The organism is Streptacidiphilus sp. MAP12-20 (assembly GCF_041262525.1).
Lineage (GTDB): Bacteria > Actinomycetota > Actinomycetes > Streptomycetales > Streptomycetaceae > Streptacidiphilus.
The window spans coordinates 33,258-52,372 of the sequence record NZ_JBGCCK010000012.1 but is presented as its reverse complement, the minus strand read 5'-3'; the positions used below and the strand labels follow the sequence as shown (position 1 = coordinate 52,372).

The 19,115-nt window shown below is 70.8% G+C and carries 19 protein-coding genes; 7 read left to right on the top strand and 12 right to left on the bottom strand.

Going from position 1 to position 19,115, the window contains the following annotated elements; translation table 11 throughout:
• Positions 1-18 precede the first annotated feature (18 nt).
• From priA to hisD, 6 genes are read right to left on the bottom strand one after another with little or no spacing between them, the layout of a single operon-like run.
• On the bottom strand, positions 19-747 hold the full coding sequence (priA, locus tag ABIA32_RS17985; RefSeq protein WP_370096277.1) for a bifunctional 1-(5-phosphoribosyl)-5-((5-phosphoribosylamino)methylideneamino)imidazole-4-carboxamide isomerase/phosphoribosylanthranilate isomerase PriA: 729 nt from the start codon (positions 745-747) through the stop codon (positions 19-21).
• A complete protein-coding gene (hisH, locus tag ABIA32_RS17980; protein WP_370096275.1) occupies positions 744-1,379 on the bottom strand; it encodes an imidazole glycerol phosphate synthase subunit HisH in 636 nt (211 codons plus the stop codon). The genes priA and hisH overlap by 4 nt, the downstream gene beginning before the upstream one ends.
• Positions 1,380-1,408: 29 nt before the next feature.
• Entirely contained in the window at positions 1,409-1,561 is a 153-nt protein-coding gene (locus tag ABIA32_RS17975; RefSeq protein WP_370096273.1) for a hypothetical protein, read from the bottom strand.
• On the bottom strand, positions 1,558-2,166 hold the full coding sequence (gene hisB, locus ABIA32_RS17970) for an imidazoleglycerol-phosphate dehydratase HisB (protein ID WP_370096271.1): 609 nt from the start codon (positions 2,164-2,166) through the stop codon (positions 1,558-1,560). Before hisB ends, ABIA32_RS17975 begins: the two co-directional genes overlap by 4 nt.
• A gap of 4 nt (positions 2,167-2,170) precedes the next feature.
• On the bottom strand, positions 2,171-3,280 hold the full coding sequence (locus ABIA32_RS17965) for a histidinol-phosphate transaminase (RefSeq protein WP_370096269.1): 1,110 nt from the start codon (positions 3,278-3,280) through the stop codon (positions 2,171-2,173).
• On the bottom strand, positions 3,277-4,584 hold the full coding sequence (hisD, locus tag ABIA32_RS17960) for a histidinol dehydrogenase (protein ID WP_370096267.1): 1,308 nt from the start codon (positions 4,582-4,584) through the stop codon (positions 3,277-3,279). Before hisD ends, ABIA32_RS17965 begins: the two co-directional genes overlap by 4 nt.
• A 242-nt stretch (positions 4,585-4,826) precedes the next feature.
• Here hisD and ABIA32_RS17955 point away from each other — a divergent pair, with 242 nt between their 5' ends.
• Positions 4,827-5,537 (top strand): LON peptidase substrate-binding domain-containing protein, encoded by a 711-nt coding sequence (locus ABIA32_RS17955; protein WP_370096265.1) that lies wholly within the window; start codon positions 4,827-4,829, stop codon positions 5,535-5,537.
• Positions 5,538-5,579: 42 nt separating this feature from the next.
• Positions 5,580-6,074, top strand: coding sequence for a Cys-tRNA(Pro) deacylase (gene ybaK, locus ABIA32_RS17950; RefSeq protein ID WP_370096263.1), 495 nt, complete (start codon positions 5,580-5,582; stop codon positions 6,072-6,074).
• Between the two features lie 25 nt (positions 6,075-6,099).
• Here the strand turns inward: ybaK and ABIA32_RS17945 are convergent, their stop codons facing one another.
• Positions 6,100-6,858 (bottom strand): hypothetical protein, encoded by a 759-nt coding sequence (locus ABIA32_RS17945; protein WP_370096261.1) that lies wholly within the window; start codon positions 6,856-6,858, stop codon positions 6,100-6,102.
• Positions 6,859-7,014: 156 nt separating this feature from the next.
• Here ABIA32_RS17945 and ABIA32_RS17940 point away from each other — a divergent pair, with 156 nt between their 5' ends.
• Genes ABIA32_RS17940 through ABIA32_RS17930 form a run of 3 tightly spaced genes read left to right on the top strand, consistent with a single transcriptional unit; the run spans position 7,015 to position 9,507 of the window.
• Entirely contained in the window at positions 7,015-8,016 is a 1,002-nt protein-coding gene (locus tag ABIA32_RS17940; RefSeq protein WP_370096259.1) for an ABC transporter ATP-binding protein, read from the top strand.
• Positions 8,013-8,804 (top strand): ABC transporter permease, encoded by a 792-nt coding sequence (locus ABIA32_RS17935; RefSeq protein ID WP_370096257.1) that lies wholly within the window; start codon positions 8,013-8,015, stop codon positions 8,802-8,804. The genes ABIA32_RS17940 and ABIA32_RS17935 overlap by 4 nt, the downstream gene beginning before the upstream one ends.
• Before the next feature lie 49 nt (positions 8,805-8,853).
• The gene (locus ABIA32_RS17930) at positions 8,854-9,507 is read left to right on the top strand and encodes a hypothetical protein (protein WP_370096255.1); all 654 of its coding nucleotides are present in this window, start codon (positions 8,854-8,856) and stop codon (positions 9,505-9,507) included.
• A gap of 111 nt (positions 9,508-9,618) precedes the next feature.
• On the opposite strand, the gene ABIA32_RS17925 is transcribed toward ABIA32_RS17930, so the two are convergent.
• The 5 genes from ABIA32_RS17925 to ABIA32_RS17905 are packed head-to-tail and all read right to left on the bottom strand — an operon-like array spanning position 9,619 to position 16,134.
• Positions 9,619-10,605 (bottom strand): acetylxylan esterase, encoded by a 987-nt coding sequence (locus ABIA32_RS17925; RefSeq protein WP_370096253.1) that lies wholly within the window; start codon positions 10,603-10,605, stop codon positions 9,619-9,621.
• An 18-nt stretch (positions 10,606-10,623) separates the two neighbouring features.
• Positions 10,624-12,963, bottom strand: a complete 2,340-nt coding sequence (locus ABIA32_RS17920) for a beta-glucosidase (RefSeq protein ID WP_370096584.1) — start codon at positions 12,961-12,963, stop codon at positions 10,624-10,626.
• 44 nt (positions 12,964-13,007) lie between these two features.
• On the bottom strand, positions 13,008-13,856 hold the full coding sequence (locus tag ABIA32_RS17915) for a carbohydrate ABC transporter permease (protein WP_370096251.1): 849 nt from the start codon (positions 13,854-13,856) through the stop codon (positions 13,008-13,010).
• On the bottom strand, positions 13,856-14,785 hold the full coding sequence (locus ABIA32_RS17910) for a carbohydrate ABC transporter permease (protein WP_370096249.1): 930 nt from the start codon (positions 14,783-14,785) through the stop codon (positions 13,856-13,858). Before ABIA32_RS17910 ends, ABIA32_RS17915 begins: the two co-directional genes overlap by 1 nt.
• A gap of 11 nt (positions 14,786-14,796) precedes the next feature.
• Entirely contained in the window at positions 14,797-16,134 is a 1,338-nt protein-coding gene (locus tag ABIA32_RS17905) for an ABC transporter substrate-binding protein (RefSeq protein ID WP_370096247.1), read from the bottom strand.
• A 195-nt stretch (positions 16,135-16,329) separates the two neighbouring features.
• On the opposite strand from ABIA32_RS17905, the gene ABIA32_RS17900 reads away from it, so the two are divergent.
• Positions 16,330-17,346 (top strand): LacI family DNA-binding transcriptional regulator, encoded by a 1,017-nt coding sequence (locus tag ABIA32_RS17900; protein ID WP_370096245.1) that lies wholly within the window; start codon positions 16,330-16,332, stop codon positions 17,344-17,346.
• Positions 17,347-17,622: 276 nt separating this feature from the next.
• Positions 17,623-19,089 carry an endo-1,4-beta-xylanase gene (locus ABIA32_RS17895; RefSeq protein ID WP_370096243.1) on the top strand — a complete coding sequence of 489 codons (1,467 nt, stop codon included), beginning with the start codon at positions 17,623-17,625 and terminating at the stop codon, positions 19,087-19,089.
• Positions 19,090-19,115: the final 26 nt, after the last annotated feature.

Here is a 19,115-nt window from a genome sequence, read left to right as displayed (position 1 = left end):
CGTCGGTGGGTCTCCCGCTCAGGACACTGCCGCCAGCGCCTCTTCGAGCGTGAACGCCTGCGCGTAGAGGGCCTTGCCCACAATCGCACCCTCCACACCCTGGGGCACCAGCGTCGCGATGTCACGCAGATCCTGCAGCGAGGACACGCCGCCCGAGGCGACGACCGCCCGGTCGGTCGCGGCGCAGACGTTGCGCAGCAGTTCGAGGTTGGGACCCGTGAGCGTGCCGTCCTTGTCGACGTCGGTGACGACGTAGCGGGCGCAGCCCTCGGTGTCGAGGCGGGCCAGCGCCTCGTAGAGGTCGCCGCCCTCGCTGGTCCAGCCCCGGCCGCGCAGCGTGGTGCCGACCACGTCGAGGCCGACGGCGATGCGATCGCCGAACTCGGCGATGACCTTGGCGACCCACTCCGGGGACTCCAGCGCGGCGGTGCCGAGGTTGACCCGGGCGCAGCCGGTGGCGAGCGCCGCGCGCAGCGACTGGTCGTCGCGGATGCCGCCGGAGAGCTCGACCTTGACGTCGAGTCGGCCGGTGACCTCGGCCAGCAGCGCGCGGTTGTCGCCGGTGCCGAAGGCGGCGTCGAGGTCGACCAGGTGGATCCACTCGGCCCCGGCCTGCTGCCAGGCGAGCGCGGCGGCCAGGGGCTCGCCGTAGGAGGTCTCCGAGCCGGACGCGCCCTTGACCAGGCGCACGGCCTGGCCGTCGCGGACGTCGACGGCGGGCAGAAGCGTCAGCCGATCAGTGCTCACAGCGTGTCGATCCAGTTCTTGAGGAGGGCGGCGCCGGCGTCGCCGGACTTCTCGGGGTGGAACTGCGTGGCGGAGAGCGGTCCGTTCTCCACGGCCGCGACGAAGGGCTCGCCGTGCTCGGCCCAGGTGACCTTCGGCGGGCGCAACTGCTCGATCGGCGGCAGCTCCCAGTGACGGACCGCGTAGGAGTGCACGAAGTAGTACCGCGCGTCCTCGGGCAGGCCGGCGAAGAGGACCGTGCCCTCGGCGGGCTTGACGGTGTTCCAACCCATGTGCGGCACGACCGGGGCGCGGAGCGGCTCGACCGTGCCGGGCCACTCGTCGCAGCCCTCGGTCTCGACGCCGTGCTCGACGCCGTGGGCGAAGAGGATCTGCATCCCGACGCAGATGCCCAGCACCGGGCGGCCGCCGGCCAGGCGGCGGCCGATCAGCCGGTCGCCCTTGACGGCCTTCAGGCCCTCCATGCAGGCGGCGAAGGCCCCGACGCCGGGGACCAACAGGCCGTCCGCGTCGAGGGCCAGCTGGAAGTCGGAGGTGATGACGGCCTCCGCGCCGACGCGCTCGAGAGCGCGCTGCGCGGAGCGGACGTTGCCGGAGCCGTAGTCGAGGACGACCACGCTCTTGGCGGTCATGGCGTACGTCCCTTCCGGGTCAGAACGGGTCAGATGCGCAGGAGGCCTGCGGCGAGGCACATCGCGGAACAGATCGCGAGCAGCACGACCACGCCCTTGGGAAGCTTCTGCTTCCAGAAGGAGTAGGCGCCGCCGCCCAGGAAGAGTCCGAGGAAAATCAGCAGAAAGGCAATCGTGCTCACAGCGCGCCCTTGGTCGAGGGAATGATCCCCGCGGCGCGCGGGTCCAGCTCGCTGGCGTACCGCAGCGCCCGGGCGAGTGCCTTGAACTGGCACTCGACAATGTGGTGGGCATTGCGTCCATACGGTACGTGGACGTGGAGAGCGATCTGCGCCTGGGCCACGAAGGACTCCAGGATGTGCCGGGTCATGGTGGTGTCGTAGGAGCCGATCATCGGCGCCATGCCCTCGGGCTCGGTGTGCACCAGGTAGGGGCGGCCGGAGAGGTCGACGGTCACCTGGGCGAGCGATTCGTCCAGCGGGACGGACGCGTCGGCGAAGCGGCGAATGCCGACCTTGTCGCCCAGCGCCTGCCGGAAGGCCGCGCCCAGCGCCAGCGAGGTGTCCTCGATGGTGTGGTGGGTGTCGATGTGCAGGTCGCCGTCGGTCTTGATGGTGAGGTCGAAGAAGCCGTGGCGGCCGAGCTGGTCGAGCATGTGGTCGTAGAAGCCGACGCCGGTGGAGATATCGGTCTTGCCGGTTCCGTCGAGGTCTATCTCGACCTTGACGGAGGTCTCCTTGGTGGTGCGCTCGACGCGGCCGATGCGGTGCTGGTCGCTGCGGGACATGTACTCAGGACTCCTTGAGGGCATTGCGGACGGCGTCGAGGAAGGCGTCGTTCTCGGCGGGGGTGCCTGCCGTGACCCGGAGCCGGCCGGGCACGCCGTTGTCGCGTACCAGCACGCCCTGGGCCAGGATCGACTGCCAGACCGCCTGGGTGTCCTCGAAGCGGCCGAACTGGACGAAGTTGGCGTCGGAGTCGGTGACCTCGAGGCCCATCGCGCGCAGCTCGGTGACGATGCGGTCCCGTTCGGCCTTGAGCCGGTCGACGTAGCCGAGCAGGACGTCGGTGAACTCCAGCGCGGCCAGCGCCGTCGCTTGGGTCACCGCGGAGAGGTGGTACGGCAGCCGGACCAGCTGCACGGCGTCGACGACGGCGGGCGCGGCGACCAGGTAGCCGAGGCGCAGGCCGGCCGCGCCGAAGGCCTTGGACATGGTCCGGGTGACGACCAGCAGCGGGCGGCCGTCCAGCAGCTCCAGCAGCGAGGGCCGGTGCGAGAACTCGACGTAGGCCTCGTCGACGATGACCAGCATCGGCTTGACCGCCTGCGCGGCGTCGTAGAGCCGCTCGACGGTCTCGCGGGCGACGGCCGTCCCGGTGGGGTTGTTCGGCGAGCAGATGAAGAGCACGTCCGGACGCTCGGCGGCGAGCGTCGCCTCGGCGGCCTCGACGTCGATCGTGAAGTCCGCGTTCCGCGGGCCTTCGATCCAGCCGGTGCCGGTGCCACGCGAGATCAGGTCGTGCATCTGGTACGTCGGCGAGAAGCCGAGCGCGGTGCGGCCGGGGCCGCCGAAGGTCTGGAGCAGCTGCTGGATGACCTCGTTGGAGCCGTTGGCGGCCCAGACCTGCTGCATGCTGACGGTCTGTCCGGTGGAGCGGGACAGGTATGCCGCCAGCGCGGTGCGCAGCTCGACCGCGTCTCGGTCGGGGTAGCGGTTCAGGTTCCGCGCCGCCTCCGAGACCCGCTCGCCGATCCTGGCGACGAGCTCCTCGGGCAGTTGGTACGGGTTCTCGTTGGTGTTCAGCAGCACCGGCACGTCGAGCTGCGGCGCGCCGTACGGCGACTTGCCCTTGAGCTCGTCGCGGATGGGAAGGTCGTCGATCTTCAGGTCATCAGTCACTGGTTGGGCACCGTCCAGTCGAAGCGGGCCCGGATCGCGTCTCCGTGGCCCGGAAGGTCCTCTGCGTTGGCGAGCGTGACCACATGGCCGGCCACGTCGGCCAGCGCGTCGCGGTCGTAGGCCACCACATGGATGCCGCGCAGGAAGGACTGGACGGAGAGTCCGGAGGAGTGGCAGGCGCAGCCGCCGGTCGGCAGGACGTGGTTGGAACCGGCCGCGTAGTCGCCCAGCGAGACGGGCGCCCAGGGGCCGACGAAGACCGCACCCGCGTTGATCACGCGTGCGGCGACCGCCTCGGCGTCGGCGGTCTGGATCTCCAGGTGCTCGGCCGCGTAGGCGTTGACGATCTCCAGGCCCTGTTCGAGGTCGCGCACCAGCACGATGCCGGACTGCCGTCCGGCCAGCGCCGTGGTGATCCGCTCGCTGTGCTTGGTCGCGGCGACCTGCTGCGGCAGCTCACGCTCGACGGCCTCGGCCAGCTCGACCGAGTCGGTGACCAGGACGGCGGCGGCCATCGGGTCGTGCTCGGCCTGGCTGATCATGTCGGCGGCGACGTGGCGCGGGTCGGCGCTCGCGTCGGCGAGGATCGCGATCTCGGTCGGTCCGGCCTCGGCGTCGATGCCGATCCGGCCCTTGAGCAAGCGCTTGGCTGCGGCGACCCAGATGTTGCCGGGGCCGGTCACCAGGTTGACGGGACGGCACTCTCCCGCACCAAAGGCGAACATCGCCACGGCCTGCGCGCCGCCGACCGCGTAGACCTCGTCGACGCCGAGCAGCGCGCACGCGGCCAGGATGGTCGGGTGCGGAAGGCCCCCGAACTCTTTCTGCGGCGGCGAGGTCACCGCGAGCGAGGCGACTCCGGCCTCCTGCGCGGGCACGACGTTCATGACGACCGACGAGGGGTAGACGGCCAGACCGCCGGGCACGTACAGGCCCACCCGCTCGACCGGGACCCAGCGCTCGGTGACCGTGCCGCCGGGGACGACCTGGGTGATGTGATCGGTGCGGCGCTGCGCGCGGTGGACCAGGCGGGCGCGGCGGATCGACTCCTCCAGCGCGGCCCGGACGGCGGGGTCCAGCATCTCCAGGGCGCCGGTGATGGCAGCCTTGGGAACCCGGATGTCGGTCAGTCGAACCCCGTCGAAACGCTCCGTGATCTCGATCAGCGCCTCGACGCCACGATGGTGCACGTCCTCGCAGATCGGCCGCACCTTCTCAAGGGCGGCCTCGACGTCGAGCTCGGCGCGCGGCAGGACGCTACGCGGGTCGTCGATGGAGCTGCGGAGGTCGATTCGAGAAATCACGTTGTCAAGTCTAGTGAGCGGGAGAAAAGGACGTGCTCCCATATCACTCTCTGATACGCGTCCTGAGACAGCCGGTGACTCGTTCGGCCGCGCCGGGCTCGCCGAACGGTGTCGCGAGGGGCAGCGTGAGAGTCGTCTCCGGCCGGTTCGGCGGAGCACCCGAACGCCCGTACCGGCGAGCTGCCCCGAGCGCGACCCGGTACGGGCACCGGCATGCTCCGGCAGCCCGTAATCTTGCGCACGTGACGGAACGGCTCCCCCTCTTCCCGCTGGGCACAGTGCTCTATCCCGGGCTGGTACTCCCCCTGCACGTCTTCGAGGAGCGCTACCGGCGGCTGATGGCCGATCTGACGGCCGGGCCGGAGCCGCACCGCTTCGGCGTCGTCGCGATCCGCGACGGCCGCGAGGTCGCGCCGACCGGATCGGAGTCGGCCTCCGCGGCGCTGGCCGGGCTCGGCCCGGACCCGAACCGGGCCCTGTTCGACATGGGCTGCGTCGCCGAGATCGCCCAGCTCCAGGCGCACCCCGACGGGCGGTACGAGCTGCTGGCCACCGGCACGACCCGGTTCCGGATCCTCTCGATCGACGCGAGCGGCCCGTATCTGACAGCCGAGGTCGAGCGGGTGGAGGAGCAGGCCGGGCCCGAGGCGCAGGTGCTGGCGGCCGGGGTCGAGCGCGTCTTCCGCACCTACCAGAAGCGGCTGGCGGGGGCCCAGGAGAGCACCGTCGCCGGGGTCCAGGAGCTGCCGGACGACCCGAACATCCTCTCCTACCTCGTCGCGGCGGCGTCCGTGCTGGACACCCACGACAAGCAGCGCCTGCTCGCCGCCGAGTCCGCGAGCGACCGGCTCCGGGCGGAGCTGCGGCTGCTGCGCCGCGAGGCCGCGGTGCTGGCCAAGCTCCCCTCCCTCCCGGCCGTCGAGCTGACCCGCCAGGCCTCCAACCCGAACTGATCGAACTGACGGAACTGACGGAAGCGAACGGGACGTAGCGCGATGGCCAAGAAGACCAAGGGCGGTCAGGGCACGCCCGCGACCGTGGCGCTGGACCGGGCGGGCGTCCCCCACACCGTCCACGCCTACGCGCACGACCCGGCCGCCGCCTCCTACGGCGGCGAGGCGGCCGAGGCGCTCGGCATCGCGCCCGAGCGGGTCTTCAAGACGCTGGTCGCCGAAGTGGACGGCGCGCTCGTGGTCGGCGTCGTGCCGGTGGCCGGGCAGCTGGACCTCAAGGCACTGGCCGCCGCCGTCGGCGGCAAGCGGGCCGCGATGGCCGACCCGGCCGCGGCCGAGCGCAGCAGCGGCTACGTCCGCGGCGGCATCTCGCCGCTCGGCCAGCGCAAGGCGCTGCGCACCGTGCTGGACGCGACCGCGCTGGAGCACTCGACGGTCTTCGTCTCGGCGGGCCGCCGAGGGCTGGAGGTCGAGCTCGCCCCGCAGGCGCTCGCGGACCTCATCGGGGCGGCCTTCGCCCTGATCGGCCGGACCTGACCGCGCTCGGTTCAGCGCGTGCGGGTCAGGTGACGTTGACCTGCGCCGCCTGGCTCACGGTCGGCGCCGACCAGAACTGGCCCTCGTAGTACCAGGCGTACGTGCCCGTCGTGGACGCCTTCACCTCGGTGCTCATCGAACCGTGGCTGTCCGTCCTGGTGCTCGCCACCGTCTGCCAGGGAGAGCCGTCCGCCGGCCGGAAGCGGAGCTCCACGACCTGGCCGGGGTTGTACGCCCAGAGCCTGGCTCCCCAGTCCGGCTTCGTGAGCTGGCCCTCGATCTGCATCGACTCGCCCGGCTTGGCGATCGGCAGCACGCCGCTGATCACCGCGGCGGCGGCCTTCTTGATCGAGAAGTCGCCTGCGGTGTCCGACTCGAAACGGTCACCGTCGTTGGCGTTGGCCGTCGCCTGGACGTGCCACGCTCCTGCCATGTTGTCGAAGATCTGGCGCTGGTTCACGTCGACCGTGACGGACCCCGTGCACACCGAGATCTTCTTGGTCTTCACCTGGCATGTCGTCGCGGTCGGCCGGAGCACGCCGTAGTTGCTGCCCCAGATGCCGACGTGGTCGACCGACTTGATCCCCGAGTTGTCCTCCGCCGTCACCGCGAACGTGAAGGTCGTCCGGTCGGTGGGGCCGAGGACGACCGGCTTCCCCCCGTTGACCTCGACCGAGAGGATCCTGGTGTCGCCGCTCGACTGGCGTTGGCCGATCGAGGGCAGCACGATCCCGCCCACCGCGAGCACCCCCGACACCAGCAGGAGCACGGACCTTCTGCGCATCTTCCTCATCCAAACCGCTCGACCGGTACCCATTGTCCCCGAACGGCCGACGAAGCGGGCCACCCTGTCGACATCGCCCGCCGCGAGCGGCGTAGGCTCTACGGCGGCCGGGACTACCCCAGCGTCCGCGGCCTGGCGAGGGAGCACGTGAACACGGTGGCAGCAGCAGGGACGGCGCAGGTCGCCGCCGGGGCCACGGTCTGCTGCTCGGTGCGGGACGTGGTGAAGACGTACCGGGTCGGGCGCGGCGCGGCGGCCGCCGAGGTTCGCGCGAACGCCGGCATCTCCCTGGACATCCGCCGCGGCGAGGTCTTCGGTCTGCTGGGCCCGAACGGCGCCGGCAAGTCGACCCTGGTCCGCCAGCTGACCGGCCTGCTTCGACCGGACGCCGGCAGTATCCAGATCCTCGGCCACGACATCGTCCGCCACCCCGACCGCGCCGCCCGGCTGCTCGCCTACCTGGGCCAGGAGTCCACCGCGCTGGACGAACTCACCGTCCACCTCGCCATCGAGACCACCGCCCGGCTGCGCGGCCTGAACAGCGCCGCCGCCCGGCAGACCACCGCCGACGTCATCGACGAACTCGCCCTGGGCCCGATCGCGCAGCGCCCGCTGGCCAAGCTCTCCGGCGGCCAACGCCGGCTCGCCTGCTTCGGCGCGGCGCTGGCGGGCTCGCGACCGCTGCTGGTGCTGGACGAACCGACGACCGGCATGGACCCGATCGCCCGCCGCGCCGTCTGGTCGGCCGTCGACCGCCGCCGCAGCGCGCAGGGCACGACGGTGCTGCTGGTCACCCACAACGTCGTCGAGGCCGAGACCGTGCTGGACCGCGTCGCCGTCGTGGACGAGGGCCGGGTGATCGCCTGCGACACCCCTGGCGGCCTGAAGGCGATGGTCGACGGCGACGTCCGCCTCGACCTGGTCTGGCGCGAGGAGGCCCCTGCGGCGCTGCCCCTGGTCGCGGCACTGGCGAAGCGGGCCTCCGTCAACGGCCGCCGCTGGACGGTGCGCGCGACACCGGACGAGGCACGCGAGCTCGTCGCAGAGGTGACCACCGGGCCCGCCTTCGCCGCGCTGGACGACTTCTCGCTCAGCACGCCCAGCCTGGAGGACGTCTACCTGCTGCTCGGCGGCCGACACGAGGGGTTCGAGAAGTGAGCTCGGCAGTTGCCTTCGAGGAAGCACAGCCGCTGGCCCCGCGCGCAGCGCTCCTCCCGGCGCTGGGCGCCGTCTACCGGGCCCAGCTCTCCCGGGCCCGGGTGGCCAGGATCCCGCTGATGTTCGTGGCGACCTTCCAGTCGCTCGGCATCCTGATCATGATGCGGGGCGTCGTCGGCGCCCACGACACCGAGGCGGCACGCGACGTCGTCGCCGGATCGAGCGTTCTGGTCGTGGCCTTCGTGGCGCTGAATCTGCTGGCGCAGTACTTCGGCAGGCTGCGGGCGACCGGCGGCCTGGACCACTACGCGACGCTGCCGGTGCCTGCGGCCTCGGTGGTGCTGGGCACCGCGGCGGCGTACGCGTCGTTCACGGTCCCCGGGACGGTAGTGACGGCGGTGGTCGGCTGCGCGATGTTCCAGCTGCCGTGGGTCCACGTGTGGATCGTCCTGGCGGTGATCCCGCTCGCGGGCGCGGCGCTGGCCGGCGTCGGCGCGGCCTGCGGGCTGCTGGCGCCCCGGCAGGAGATCGCGACGCTGCTGGGGCAGCTCGGCATGTCGGCTGCGCTGCTGCTCGGCGTCCTGCCGGCGAGCCACATGCCGCAGGCGGTCCGCTGGCTGCGCGACCTGCTGCCCTCCACCTACGGCGTCGAGGCCTTCGCCCGCACGTTCGCCGCGCGACCGGACTGGGGGGCCGTCGTGGCGGACCTCGCCGTCTGCGGCGCGGTCGGCGGCCTCAGCCTCGGCCTCTCTACCTGGGCCTACCGCAAGGCCGCGACCCGGGCGTAGTGGTCAGTCCCTTCGCGCGTGGGCCGGACGGACGTGCGACCATGTCCCGGTGACCGCACCCAACGCCCCTGAGGGCCCCCGGCCGCAGCCCGACCCGCTGCCGTTCCCTGCCGACGCCGTCCCCGAGTGGGCCCCGCCCGCCGACCGGCGGGACCGCGCGCGGGAGATCCGGCGGGAGCTCGTCATCGGCGCGGCCCTGGTCCTCGGCTCGGCCCTTGCCGGGCTCCTCTTCGGCCTGCTGTGGCATGCGCTGGCTCCCCGGGTGCCGCTCTACTCCGACGGCTCCGCGGTCTACCTTCGCGACCCCGAGGGCGAACAGCAGATCGCCGCGGACGGCGTCTTCGCACTGATCGGCGCGTGCTTCGGCGTGGCGGCGGCGATCCTGACCTACCTGCTCTGCCGTAAGCGCGGCGGCACGGGCCTCGGCGTCCCCATCGGCCTGACGCTCGGCGGCCTCGCGGCGGGCTGGGTCGCCTTGCAGCTCGGCATCCACCTGGGCCAGCAGGACATCATCAAACTGGCCCAGTCCGTCCCGAAGGGCACCACGTTCTCCCGCCCGCTCCAGCTTGACGCGAAGACCGCGATGGTGGGCTGGCCGATGGCCGCGCTGCTGGCCCTGCTCGCTGCTACGGCTCTGTTTACGCCGAAGGACCCGTTGCACTCTCAGGGGCGCGAGGAACTGCGCGACAAGCCACCCGCGTAGGTAGCAGGCCGAACGCGCAGGGCCATCCGCATGTCGGTGGTTTCTCGCGCAGTTCCCCGCGCCCCTGGAGGTGCCACTGACCTCGCTGCCGATCAGCAGGTCCCCGCGCCCCTAGGACTCCCCAGGTCGGCCCACCGGGGCCAGCCGCTCGGCGAGGAAGTCGAGGGCGCCCTGGTCGTCGTCCGGGCCGCCCGCCTCGTGGCCGTTGTAGCGCCAGACGGCGATGTCCTTCGGTCCCGCGTAGGCGTGGTACGCGCCGAAGACGGTGGATGGCGGCACGATCGCGTCCATCAACGCGGCCGAAAAGCGGGCCGGGGCCGTGGCCCTGCGGGCGAAGTTGACCCCGTCGACATAGGAGAGCGTCCGGAGCACGGTCTCCTCCTGGTCGCGGTGGACCGCCAGGTAGTCCGCGATCTCGCGGAACGGGGCGCTGTCGGTGACCACCACGGCCCGGGGGAAGTCGCAGAGGAACGGAACGTGCGCGACCAGTGCGGCAAGGTCGGGGACCAGGGCGGCGACGGCGAGCGCCGTGCCGCCGCCCTGGCTCTGGCCGAGCACGGCCACCCGGGCGTGGTCGACGCAGTCCACTTGGCGGACGGCGTCCACGGCCCGGACCGCGTCGGTGAACAGCCGACGGTAGTAGTAGGTGCGCGGCGACCCGATGCCTCGGGTCATCACGCCGGGGACCTGCGGGCCGGCGGGGCCGGAGTCCGGGGTGGCGCCCCGGCTCCAGCCCGAGCCCTGCCCGCGCGTGTCCATCTGGAGGTGGGCGTACCCGGCGGACGCCCAGAGCAGGTTCTCCAGCCCGTGCCCGCGGCCGCCGCCGTAGCCGACGTACTGGACGACGGCCGGGAGCGGTCCGGTCACCGCGCGCGGCAGGCGCAACCAGGCCTTGACCGGCTCCCCGACGAAGCCGGGGAAGGTGACGTCGAAGGTGTCGACGGTGATCAGTCCGGTGTGGACCGGCGTCAGCCGGACCTCGGTTCCGAGCCCGCGCGCCTCGGTGAGCGTCTCCTTCCAGAAGGCGTCGAAGTCGTCCGGTTCGGTCTGGCTGCTGCGGTAACGCCGTAGCTCGGCCTCGGGCAGGTCGGTGTACACGGGCGGCCTCTCGTTGCCTCAGCGACGCTCGACGATGACGGCGGGGTGCAGCCGACGGGTGTGGTCGACCTCCCGGATCCGGCCGGTCAGGCGCAGCGGGACCGTCAGCCGGTGGTCGGTGCTGCTGGCGGAGATCCGCAGCTCCAGTTCGCCCGGTTCGACGATGCGCCGACCCTCGCGTCCGGTGAAGGAGGCCAGGTCGGCGGGCAGCTCCAGGGAGACCCGGCAGCGCTCCCCCGCGTCGAGCGGGACGCGCCGGTAGCCGACGAGCCGCTGCACCGGCTGGACCACGGAGGCCACCGGATCGTGCAGGTAGAACTGCACGACCTCGGACCCGGGGCGGTCGCCGGTGTTGCGCAGCTCGAAGCCGACCAGGAAGCTGCCGTCGGTACCGGTCTCCGCCACGCTGACGTCGAGCGCCGACCACTCGAAGTCCGTGTAGCCGAGCCCGTGTCCGAAACCGTAGGCGGGGCTGGTACGGGTGCTGGAGACATCGCTGTCCTGCGCCAGCCGGGCGGCCAGGTAGGTGGAGGGCTGGACGCCCTTGTGCCGCGGCACGCTGACGGGCAGCCGTCCGGACGGGTTGACCCGCCCGCTGAGCACACCGGCGATGGCCTCGGTGCCCGCCTCGCCGGGGAAGAAGGACTGGACGATCGCCGCCGCCTCGCTCTGGGCACGACCCAGCGCGTACGGGCGTCCCGCGAGCATGACGAGCACCACGGGCGTGCCCGCGTCCAGCAGCGCGTGGAGCAACTGCTCCTGTACTCCGGGGAGTTGCAGCGATTCGACATCGCAGCCCTCACCGCTGGTGCCGCGGCCGAACAGGCCGGCCCGGTCCCCCAGGGCCAGCACCACGACATCGGCGTCGCCGGCCGCCGCGACCGCCTCGGCGAAGCCGGCCGTGCTGTCGCCGTCGACCGTGGCGCCGGCCGCCGAGACGATCTCGGCCCCGGGGAACTCGGCCGTCAGAGTCTCGCGCAGCGTGGGCAGTTCGATACCGATCGGCACCTCGGGGTGCTGCCCGCCGACGTGCACGGGGAAGGCGTAGCAACCCAGCACGGCCGTCGGCGTCTCTGCGTTCGGGCCGATCAGCGCGATCCGGGCGGGTCGACGAAGGGGCAGCGTACCGTCGTTGCGGAGCAGCACGACGGCCTGCTCCGCCAGCTCGCGTGCCAGCCGCCGGTTGGCCGGGGGGTCCAGGTCGACGCTCCCGCGCAGCGCGTCCGGTGCCTCGGGCGCGTTCGGATCGGCGCCGGAGAGGGCCGACGGAATCGGGTCCCAGTGGGGGTCGAGCAGACCGAGCTGTGCCTTCTGGACCAGGATCCGGCGCAGGGCGCGATCGATCAGCTCCTCGGGGACGGCACCGGCTTCGACCGCGTCGAGCAGTGGTCGGCCGAAGGTCTTGACGGTCGGCAGCTCGATGTCGACGCCGCTGGCCAGGGCGAGCCCGGCGGCCTCTCCCCAGCTTCCGGCGACGCCGTGCAGCAGCTTGAGGAAGGCGATGCCGAAGTAGTCCGCGACGACCGTGCCGTCGAAGCCCCAGGTCTTCCGGAGCAGACCGGTGAGCAGCTCCTCGTCGGCGGCGGAGGGAATGCCGTCGGTGTCGGTGTAGGCGTGCATGACCGAGCGCGGCCTCCCCTCTCGCACAGCCATTTCGAACGGCGGCAGGATGACGTCGGCGCGCTCGCGCCCGCCCATGGCGACCGGCGCGAGGTTGCGTCCGGCGCGCGAGGCGGAGTACCCGGCGAAGTGCTTGAGCGTGGCGACGATCCCGGCGGACTCCAGGCCCTGCACGTAGGCGGTGGCGATGGTGCCGACCAGGTACGGGTCCTCGCCGATGGTCTCTTCGACGCGCCCCCAGCGGGCGTCGCGGACGACGTCGAGCACCGGGGCGAGGCCCTGGTGGATCCCGACAGCGCGCATGTCGGCGCCGATCGCGGCGGCCATGGCACGCACCAGTTCGGGGTTGAAGGCGGCACCCCAGGACAGCGGGACGGGGTAGGCGGTGGCGCCCCAGGCGGCGAAGCCGGCCAGGCACTCCTCGTGGGCGAGCGCGGGTATGCCGAACCGGTTGGCGGCGGCGATGCGCTGCTGGGAGCGAGCCAGCGAGAGAGCGCCGACGGCGGCGTCCACCGGAACAGTGCCGAAGGGCCGGGTCAGCTGGCCCAGGCCGTGCGGCAGCAGCTCGTCCAGGTCCGGCGGTTCCTCCATCTCGTGCTGGTGCGGGGCGACCTCGCCGCCCTCGTCGGAGGCGCCCACCCAGACGCCGACCAGCTGCGCGGTCTTCTCGCGCAGGGTCATCGCCGCGATCAGGGCGTCCGCCCGCGTGCCGGGGTCGAGGGAGGCGTCCCGCCACATGGGGATGGCGACTTCGGTCCCGAGGGCGGGGTTCATGTTGCCGGTCACTTTCCTCCGACCCCCATGAGCCCCTGGACCAGGGCGCGGCGGGCGAACAGGTAGACGATGAAGATGGGGAGCATGGACAGCACCACGGCGCTCAGCAGTCCGGGGACGTTGACGCCGTGTTCGGACTGGAAGTTGTACAGACCGATGGTGATCACCTTGGTCGAGTCCGACTGCGTGAGGATCAGCGGGAAGAGGAAGCCGTTCCAGGCCTGGAGGGCCGAGAAGACGACGATGGAGGAGAGCCCGCCCTTCGACAGTGGCAGGACCAGTTGCAGGAAGACCCGCCACGGGGAGGCCCCGTCCATCGCCATCGCCTCGTAGAGGTCGGGGGTGATGTCGCGCATCGCACCGGTCAGCACGAGGGTGCACACCGGCAGCGAGAACGCGGCGGTCGGCAGGATGACGCCGATCAGGTGGTCGTACAGTCCGGCCTGGCTGATCACGTAGAACATCGGGACGATCACCGCCTGCGCGGGGACCGCCAGTCCGAGCAGGAAGACCCGGAACACGACGGTGATCGTCCGGCCCTGGGCGCGCACGATGGCGTAGGCGAGCGGCGGCACCACCAGCAGCACGATGCCGACGACGCTGACGGTGACGATCAGGGTGTTGAGGAAGTCCTGGCCGAACCCGTTGGAGAAGGCATTGAGGTAGTTGCTCAGGGTCAGCTGCGAGGGAAAGCTCAGCGGGCCCTGGGTGGAGTAGTTGGAGGTGGTGCGGAAGGTCGCGATCAGCAGCACGTAGAGCGGCAGGCCGACCAGGAGGAGCCAGATCAGGGAGCCCAGTCCGGCAACGTAGTTAGGGCGTTGGGCGTTGGGGCGTTGGGCGTTGGGACGCTGCCGCATCAGATTCCCTCCGCCGTGCTGCGCATCTTGTCGTAGCCGGAGAGCCGGACCACGGCCAGCGAGATGAGGGTGGCGACGACGACGAGCACCAGCGCGATGGCCGAGCCGGCGCCGAAGTCGAACTCCTTGAAGCCCTGTTGGTACATGTAGTAGGCGCTGACGGTGGTGTCCGTGCCGGGTCCGCCCTGGGTGAGGATCAGCACCGTGTCGAAGGTGGTCAGGCCGCCGACCACCATGAGGATCATCGACGTGATCATGGTGTTGCGCAGCTGCGGCAGGGTGATGTGGAAGAACTGCCGTACCGTGCCGGCCCCGTCGATCGCCGCGGCCTGGTAGAGCACCTGTGGCACGGCCCGGGCGCCGCCCTGGTAGAGCAGCGCGTGCAGAGGGGTGAACTGCCACATCCCGACGAAGGTCAGCACCGCGATCGAGCCGGCCTGGCTGCCGAGCAGGTTGCCGTTGCCGAACAGCCAGGGAAGCTGTCCCGGGATGCCGAAGTTGGGGTCGAGCAGGGCGCGCCACAGCACCGAGACTGCGGTTGCCGAGAGCAGCAGGGGGACGAAGAAGATCGCGGACAGCACGGCCCGGTTGCGCTGGTGCCCGGCCGCCCAGACGCCCAGCAGGATGCTGACGGGCGTCTGCGTCACGACCCCGAGGGCGGTGAGCAGCAGCGTGAGCCAGATGCTCTGGGTCATCACCGGGTCGTTGATCAGCTTGGTCCAGTTCGCCAGGCCGTTGAAGTGCGGCGAGGAGATGCCGTCCCAGCTGGTGAAGGACAGCACCGCGACCAGCACCAGCGGGAGGATGGCGAACAACAGGAAGAAGACGGTCGCAGGTACCGCCCAGGCGAAGCCCGGCCGAGTCACCCCGACGCCGGCCCGGCGCGCCTTGAGGCGGCCGGACACGGCTGCGAAGGAGAGTGTGGTCATCGGTCCGATACTCAGGAGTTGGACAGCGACTGCATCGCCTGGATGAAGCCGTTGGCGTCGATCTTGCCGTCGAAGAACTCCTGGACGGCCGTGTGGATCGGCGTGGTCGCCGCCGGCGGATAGGCCTGGTCCCAGGAGAGCTGGAACGAGGGCGCCGCCTTGACCAGGTTGAACTGGAACTGGGAGTAGTCCGGGCTGGCCGAGGTGGACAGGAAGTTGGCCGTGTTGGTGGTGGTCGGCAGGTTGCCGATGCCCAGCTGCGCCTTCACGAACTCGTCCGAGTACATGAGCTTGAGGAAGGCCGCGACGGCGTCCGGGTGCTGGGTCTTCTTCAGCACGGAGTAGAAGTTGTTGGTGTTGCCAACGACGTCGCTCGGGTCGCCCTTGCCGCCGCTGATGGTCGGGAACGCGCTGTAGCCGAGGTCGTTCTTGGCGAAGTCGGGGTTGCCGGACTGCTGGGTGGAGTACTCCCAGGAGCCCATCAGCTCGAAGGCGGCCTTGCCCTTGGCCAGCAGTGCCGGTGAGCCGCCGTCGGTGAACTTCACCGAGTCGAAGTTGCTGCCGAACGCACCGGCGTCGATCAGCTGCTTGAGCATGCCGAGGGCCTTCTGGCTGTCGGCACTGGCCCAGACGCTCTTGTCACCGCTGAGCGCCTTCTGGAACAGGCCCGGTCCGGCGACGCGGTCGAAGACGTACTCGAACCACATGAGGGTGGGCCACTGGTCGGCGCCGCCGAGCGCGATCGGGGTGAGGCCCTTGGCCTTGAGCGCCTTGACGTCGTTGACCAGGTCGTCCCAGGTCTGCGGGACGCTCAGGCCGGCGGCCGCGAGGACCTTCTTGTTGTCGAAGAGCAGCACCGGCTGGGTGCCGCGCATCGGGACGCCGTAGGACTTGCCGTTGATCACCGCCGTGTTGAACACGGACGGGAGGAAGTTGGACTTCAGACCCGGGTCCTTGGCGATCATGTCGTCCAGCGAGAGCAGCAGGTCGTCCTTTACGTAGGGCGCGATGCTGCCGCCGCCCCAGTTGAAGAAGATGTCCGGGGCCTGCGGGGTGTTGATGATCGTGTTGAGCTTGGACTGGTAGTCGGCGCCGGGGATGGTGTCGAGCACCGCCTTGACCTTCGAGGTCTTGTTGAACGTGTCGACGATCTGCTTCTCGACCGTGTTGCCGGCGTCGCCGTAGACGAGGACGTGGATCGTCCCCGAGTCGGCGTTGGAGGCCGAGCCCCCGCCGCCGCTGGACCCGCAGGCCGCCGTCAGCCCGAGGACGAGCGCAGTGGTTGCAGCGATCGCGGCGAATCTGTTGCGGGACGCACCGGGGCGAACGGGGGAAAGCTGAGATTCCATGGCCTGCCAACCCATCGATTGTTTCGAGAAGATTGCCGAATGTCGTGGGAAACCTAGGCGTCGCACCGGCGACCGTCAAGGGGCTGGGAGGTATCGATTCCGTCGAGCGCCAGAGGCCGAGGACCAGCTAGCATCCGTGCCGTACAGTCGTCACAACGACGGACTTCGCCCACCAGGGCAGCGCAGGAGGGGCTCGTGACTAGAGCTGCGACACTCGCCGAAATCGCTCGCGAGGCGGGGGTTTCCACGCCGACTGTTTCGAAAGTCCTCAACGGACGAGCGGACGTCGCGCCCGCCACCCGGGAACGGGTGGAGGAACTGCTCCACCAACACGGCTACCAGCGCCGGCGCAGTAGCACGCCCTCCAGCCCGCTGCTCGAACTGGTCTTCCACGAGCTCGAGAGCGCCTGGGCGATGGAGGTCATCCGCGGCGTCGAGAACGTGGTCCGCGAAGAGGGGCTCAGCGTTGTCCTGTCCGAGTCCTCCGGACGGCTGAGCCTGGGGCAGTCCTGGATGGACGGGGTGCTCGCCCGGCGTCCCACCGGCGTGGTCCTCGTGCTGTCCGGGCTGGACCGGGCCCAGCAGGCGCAGTTGACCAGCCGCGACATCCCCTTCGTGGTCATGGACCCGGCCGGCGACCCGGGGCAGGAGGTCCCCGCCGTGGGCACCACCAACTGGCAGGGCGGCCTGGCCGCCACCCGCCACCTGCTCGACCTCGGCCACCGACGCATCGGCATGGTCGCGGGCCCGCGCCGGATGATGTGCAGCCGGGCCCGGATCGACGGATACCGCGCGGCCCTGGACATGGCCGGGATCGCCGTCGACCCGGACCTGATCCGCGAAGGGGACTTCCACCACGAGACCGGACACAAGGTGGGCCTCGAACTACTCCGCCTCCCGGAACGGCCCACCGCGGTCTTCGCAGGCAACGACCTGCAGGCGCTCGGACTCTACGAGGCAGCAAGGGAGTTGGGGCTGCGCATCCCGGAGGACCTGAGCGTCGTGGGTTTCGACGACCTCCCAGTGGCGCGCTGGGTCGGCCCGCCGCTCACCACGGTGCGGCAACCGCTCACGGAGATGGCCGAGGTCGCCGCGCGCATGGTGATCGACCTCGCCCGCGGCAACCAGCCCAGCACGCTCCGGGTGGATCTGGCCACCACCCTGGTGGAGCGCAGCAGCACCGCCCCGCCCCTGGCTTCCACCCGCCCCTGAAGTCCTTTCCTGCGTTCCTGCGTTCCTGCGCTCCCTGCGCGTTCCTGCGGTTTCCTGCGCCGACTGTTGACGGACCGCCAGCCCGGCCCTAGGGTCACCGCTGGAATTCGGCAGCATTTCCGAAACTTTCAACACCCCGCCCTTCAATACCCCATCTCAAGAGCCGCCGACTGCTCCGCTTTGGCATGCCCATGTTGATTCGCGAGCCGTGCGCTGTCCGAGTTCCGCACCACCGCACGTCCACCTTCACCACCCGTCAAGGAAAGGACCGCACCGGTGTCACTCCGGACAGGAACACTCACCCACCCCAGGCGCGCACAGCGGGCGCTGTACGCCACCGCGGCCGCCATCGCGGCCGGCACACTGCTGCTGGCCGGTCAGGCCGGCGCCACCGGCACGGGCCTGAAGACCCTCGCCGAGGCCAAGGGCATCTACTTCGGCACGGCCCTCACGCAGTCCAACCTCTCCAACTCCGCCCTGACCGCCGTCGCGAGCGGCCAGTTCGACATGGTCACCCCCGGCAACGAGATGAAGTGGGACACCACCGAGCCCTCCAACGGGACCTACAACTTCTCCCCCGGCGACCAGATCGTGTCCTACGCGCAGGCCAACGGCATGCGCGTGCGCGGCCACAACCTGGTCTGGCACAGCCAGCTCCCTTCCTGGGTCAGCAGCCTGCCGACCACCCAGGTCCAGGCGGCCATGGAGAGCCACATCACCACCGAGGCGACCCACTACAAGGGCAAGGTCTACTCCTGGGACGTGGTCAACGAGCCCTTCAACGACGACGGCACACTGCGCCAGGACGCCTTCTACGCCGCGATGGGCAACGGCTACATCGCCGACGCGCTCAAGACCGCGCACGCGGCCGACCCGAACGCCAAGCTCTACCTGAACGACTACAACATCGAGGGCCAGAACGCGAAGAGCGACGCCATGTACAACCTGGTCAAGTCACTGAAGGCGGCGGGAGTTCCCATCGACGGGATCGGCCTCGAGAGCCACTTCGTCCTGGGGCAGGTCCCGTCCACGATGAAGGCCAACATGCAACGGTTCACCGCACTCGGGGTGAACGTCGCGGTCACCGAGCTGGACGACCGGATCCAACTCCCGGCCTCCAGCGCCAACCTCGCCCAACAGGCCACCGACTTCACCACCGTGGTCGACGACTGCCTCGCGGTGAGCGGCTGCGTGGGCGTCTCCCAGTGGGGCGTGGGTGACGCGGACTCCTGGATCCCGGGGTTCTTCTCCGGCTACGGCGCGGCCACCATGTACGACGCGAACTACCAGCCCAAGCCGGCCTACAACGCCGTGGTGACAGCCCTCGGCGGGTCGACCTCCAGCCCGTCCGCGTCCGTGTCGGCCTCCGCCTCGGCGTCTCCCTCGGCGTCTCCCTCGCCCTCGCCGAGCGTCACCGGCGTGGCAAGCTCCTGCAAGGTCGCGGACGTGGTCAACGCCTGGAACACCGGCCTGACCGAGAACATCACCATCACCAACACCGGCAGCGGCACCGTCAACGGCTGGACTCTGGGCTTCACCCTGTCGGCCGGACAGACCATCACCTCCGCCTGGAGCGCGACGATCACGCCCACCAGCGGTCAGGTCACGGCCACCAACCTGAGCTACAACGGCACCCTCACCCCGGGCGCCGCCACCACAATCGGCTTCCAGGCCAACCACACCGGCGACGCCGCAGCCCCTGCCTCCTTCACCCTCAACGGCAAGACCTGCAGCGCGGGCTGACAGGAACTCCACAGAACGGTCCGCCG

What these genes read in the sequence shown, in the direction of transcription:
- ABIA32_RS17915 (WP_370096251.1), bottom strand. Translation starts at nt 13,856, where the DNA reads ATGCGGCAGCGTCCCAACGCCCAACGCCCCAACGCCCAACGCCCTAAC.
- ABIA32_RS17945 (WP_370096261.1), bottom strand. Translation starts at nt 6,858, where the DNA reads ATGCGCAGAAGGTCCGTGCTCCTGCTGGTGTCGGGGGTGCTCGCGGTG.
- hisB (WP_370096271.1), bottom strand. Translation starts at nt 2,166, where the DNA reads ATGTCCCGCAGCGACCAGCACCGCATCGGCCGCGTCGAGCGCACCACC.
- ybaK (WP_370096263.1), top strand. Translation starts at nt 5,580, where the DNA reads ATGGCCAAGAAGACCAAGGGCGGTCAGGGCACGCCCGCGACCGTGGCG.
- ABIA32_RS17920 (WP_370096584.1), bottom strand. Translation starts at nt 12,963, where the DNA reads ATGTGGCGGGACGCCTCCCTCGACCCCGGCACGCGGGCGGACGCCCTG.
- hisH (WP_370096275.1), bottom strand. Translation starts at nt 1,379, where the DNA reads ATGACCGCCAAGAGCGTGGTCGTCCTCGACTACGGCTCCGGCAACGTC.
- ABIA32_RS17910 (WP_370096249.1), bottom strand. Translation starts at nt 14,785, where the DNA reads ATGACCACACTCTCCTTCGCAGCCGTGTCCGGCCGCCTCAAGGCGCGC.
- ABIA32_RS17905 (WP_370096247.1), bottom strand. Translation starts at nt 16,134, where the DNA reads ATGGAATCTCAGCTTTCCCCCGTTCGCCCCGGTGCGTCCCGCAACAGA.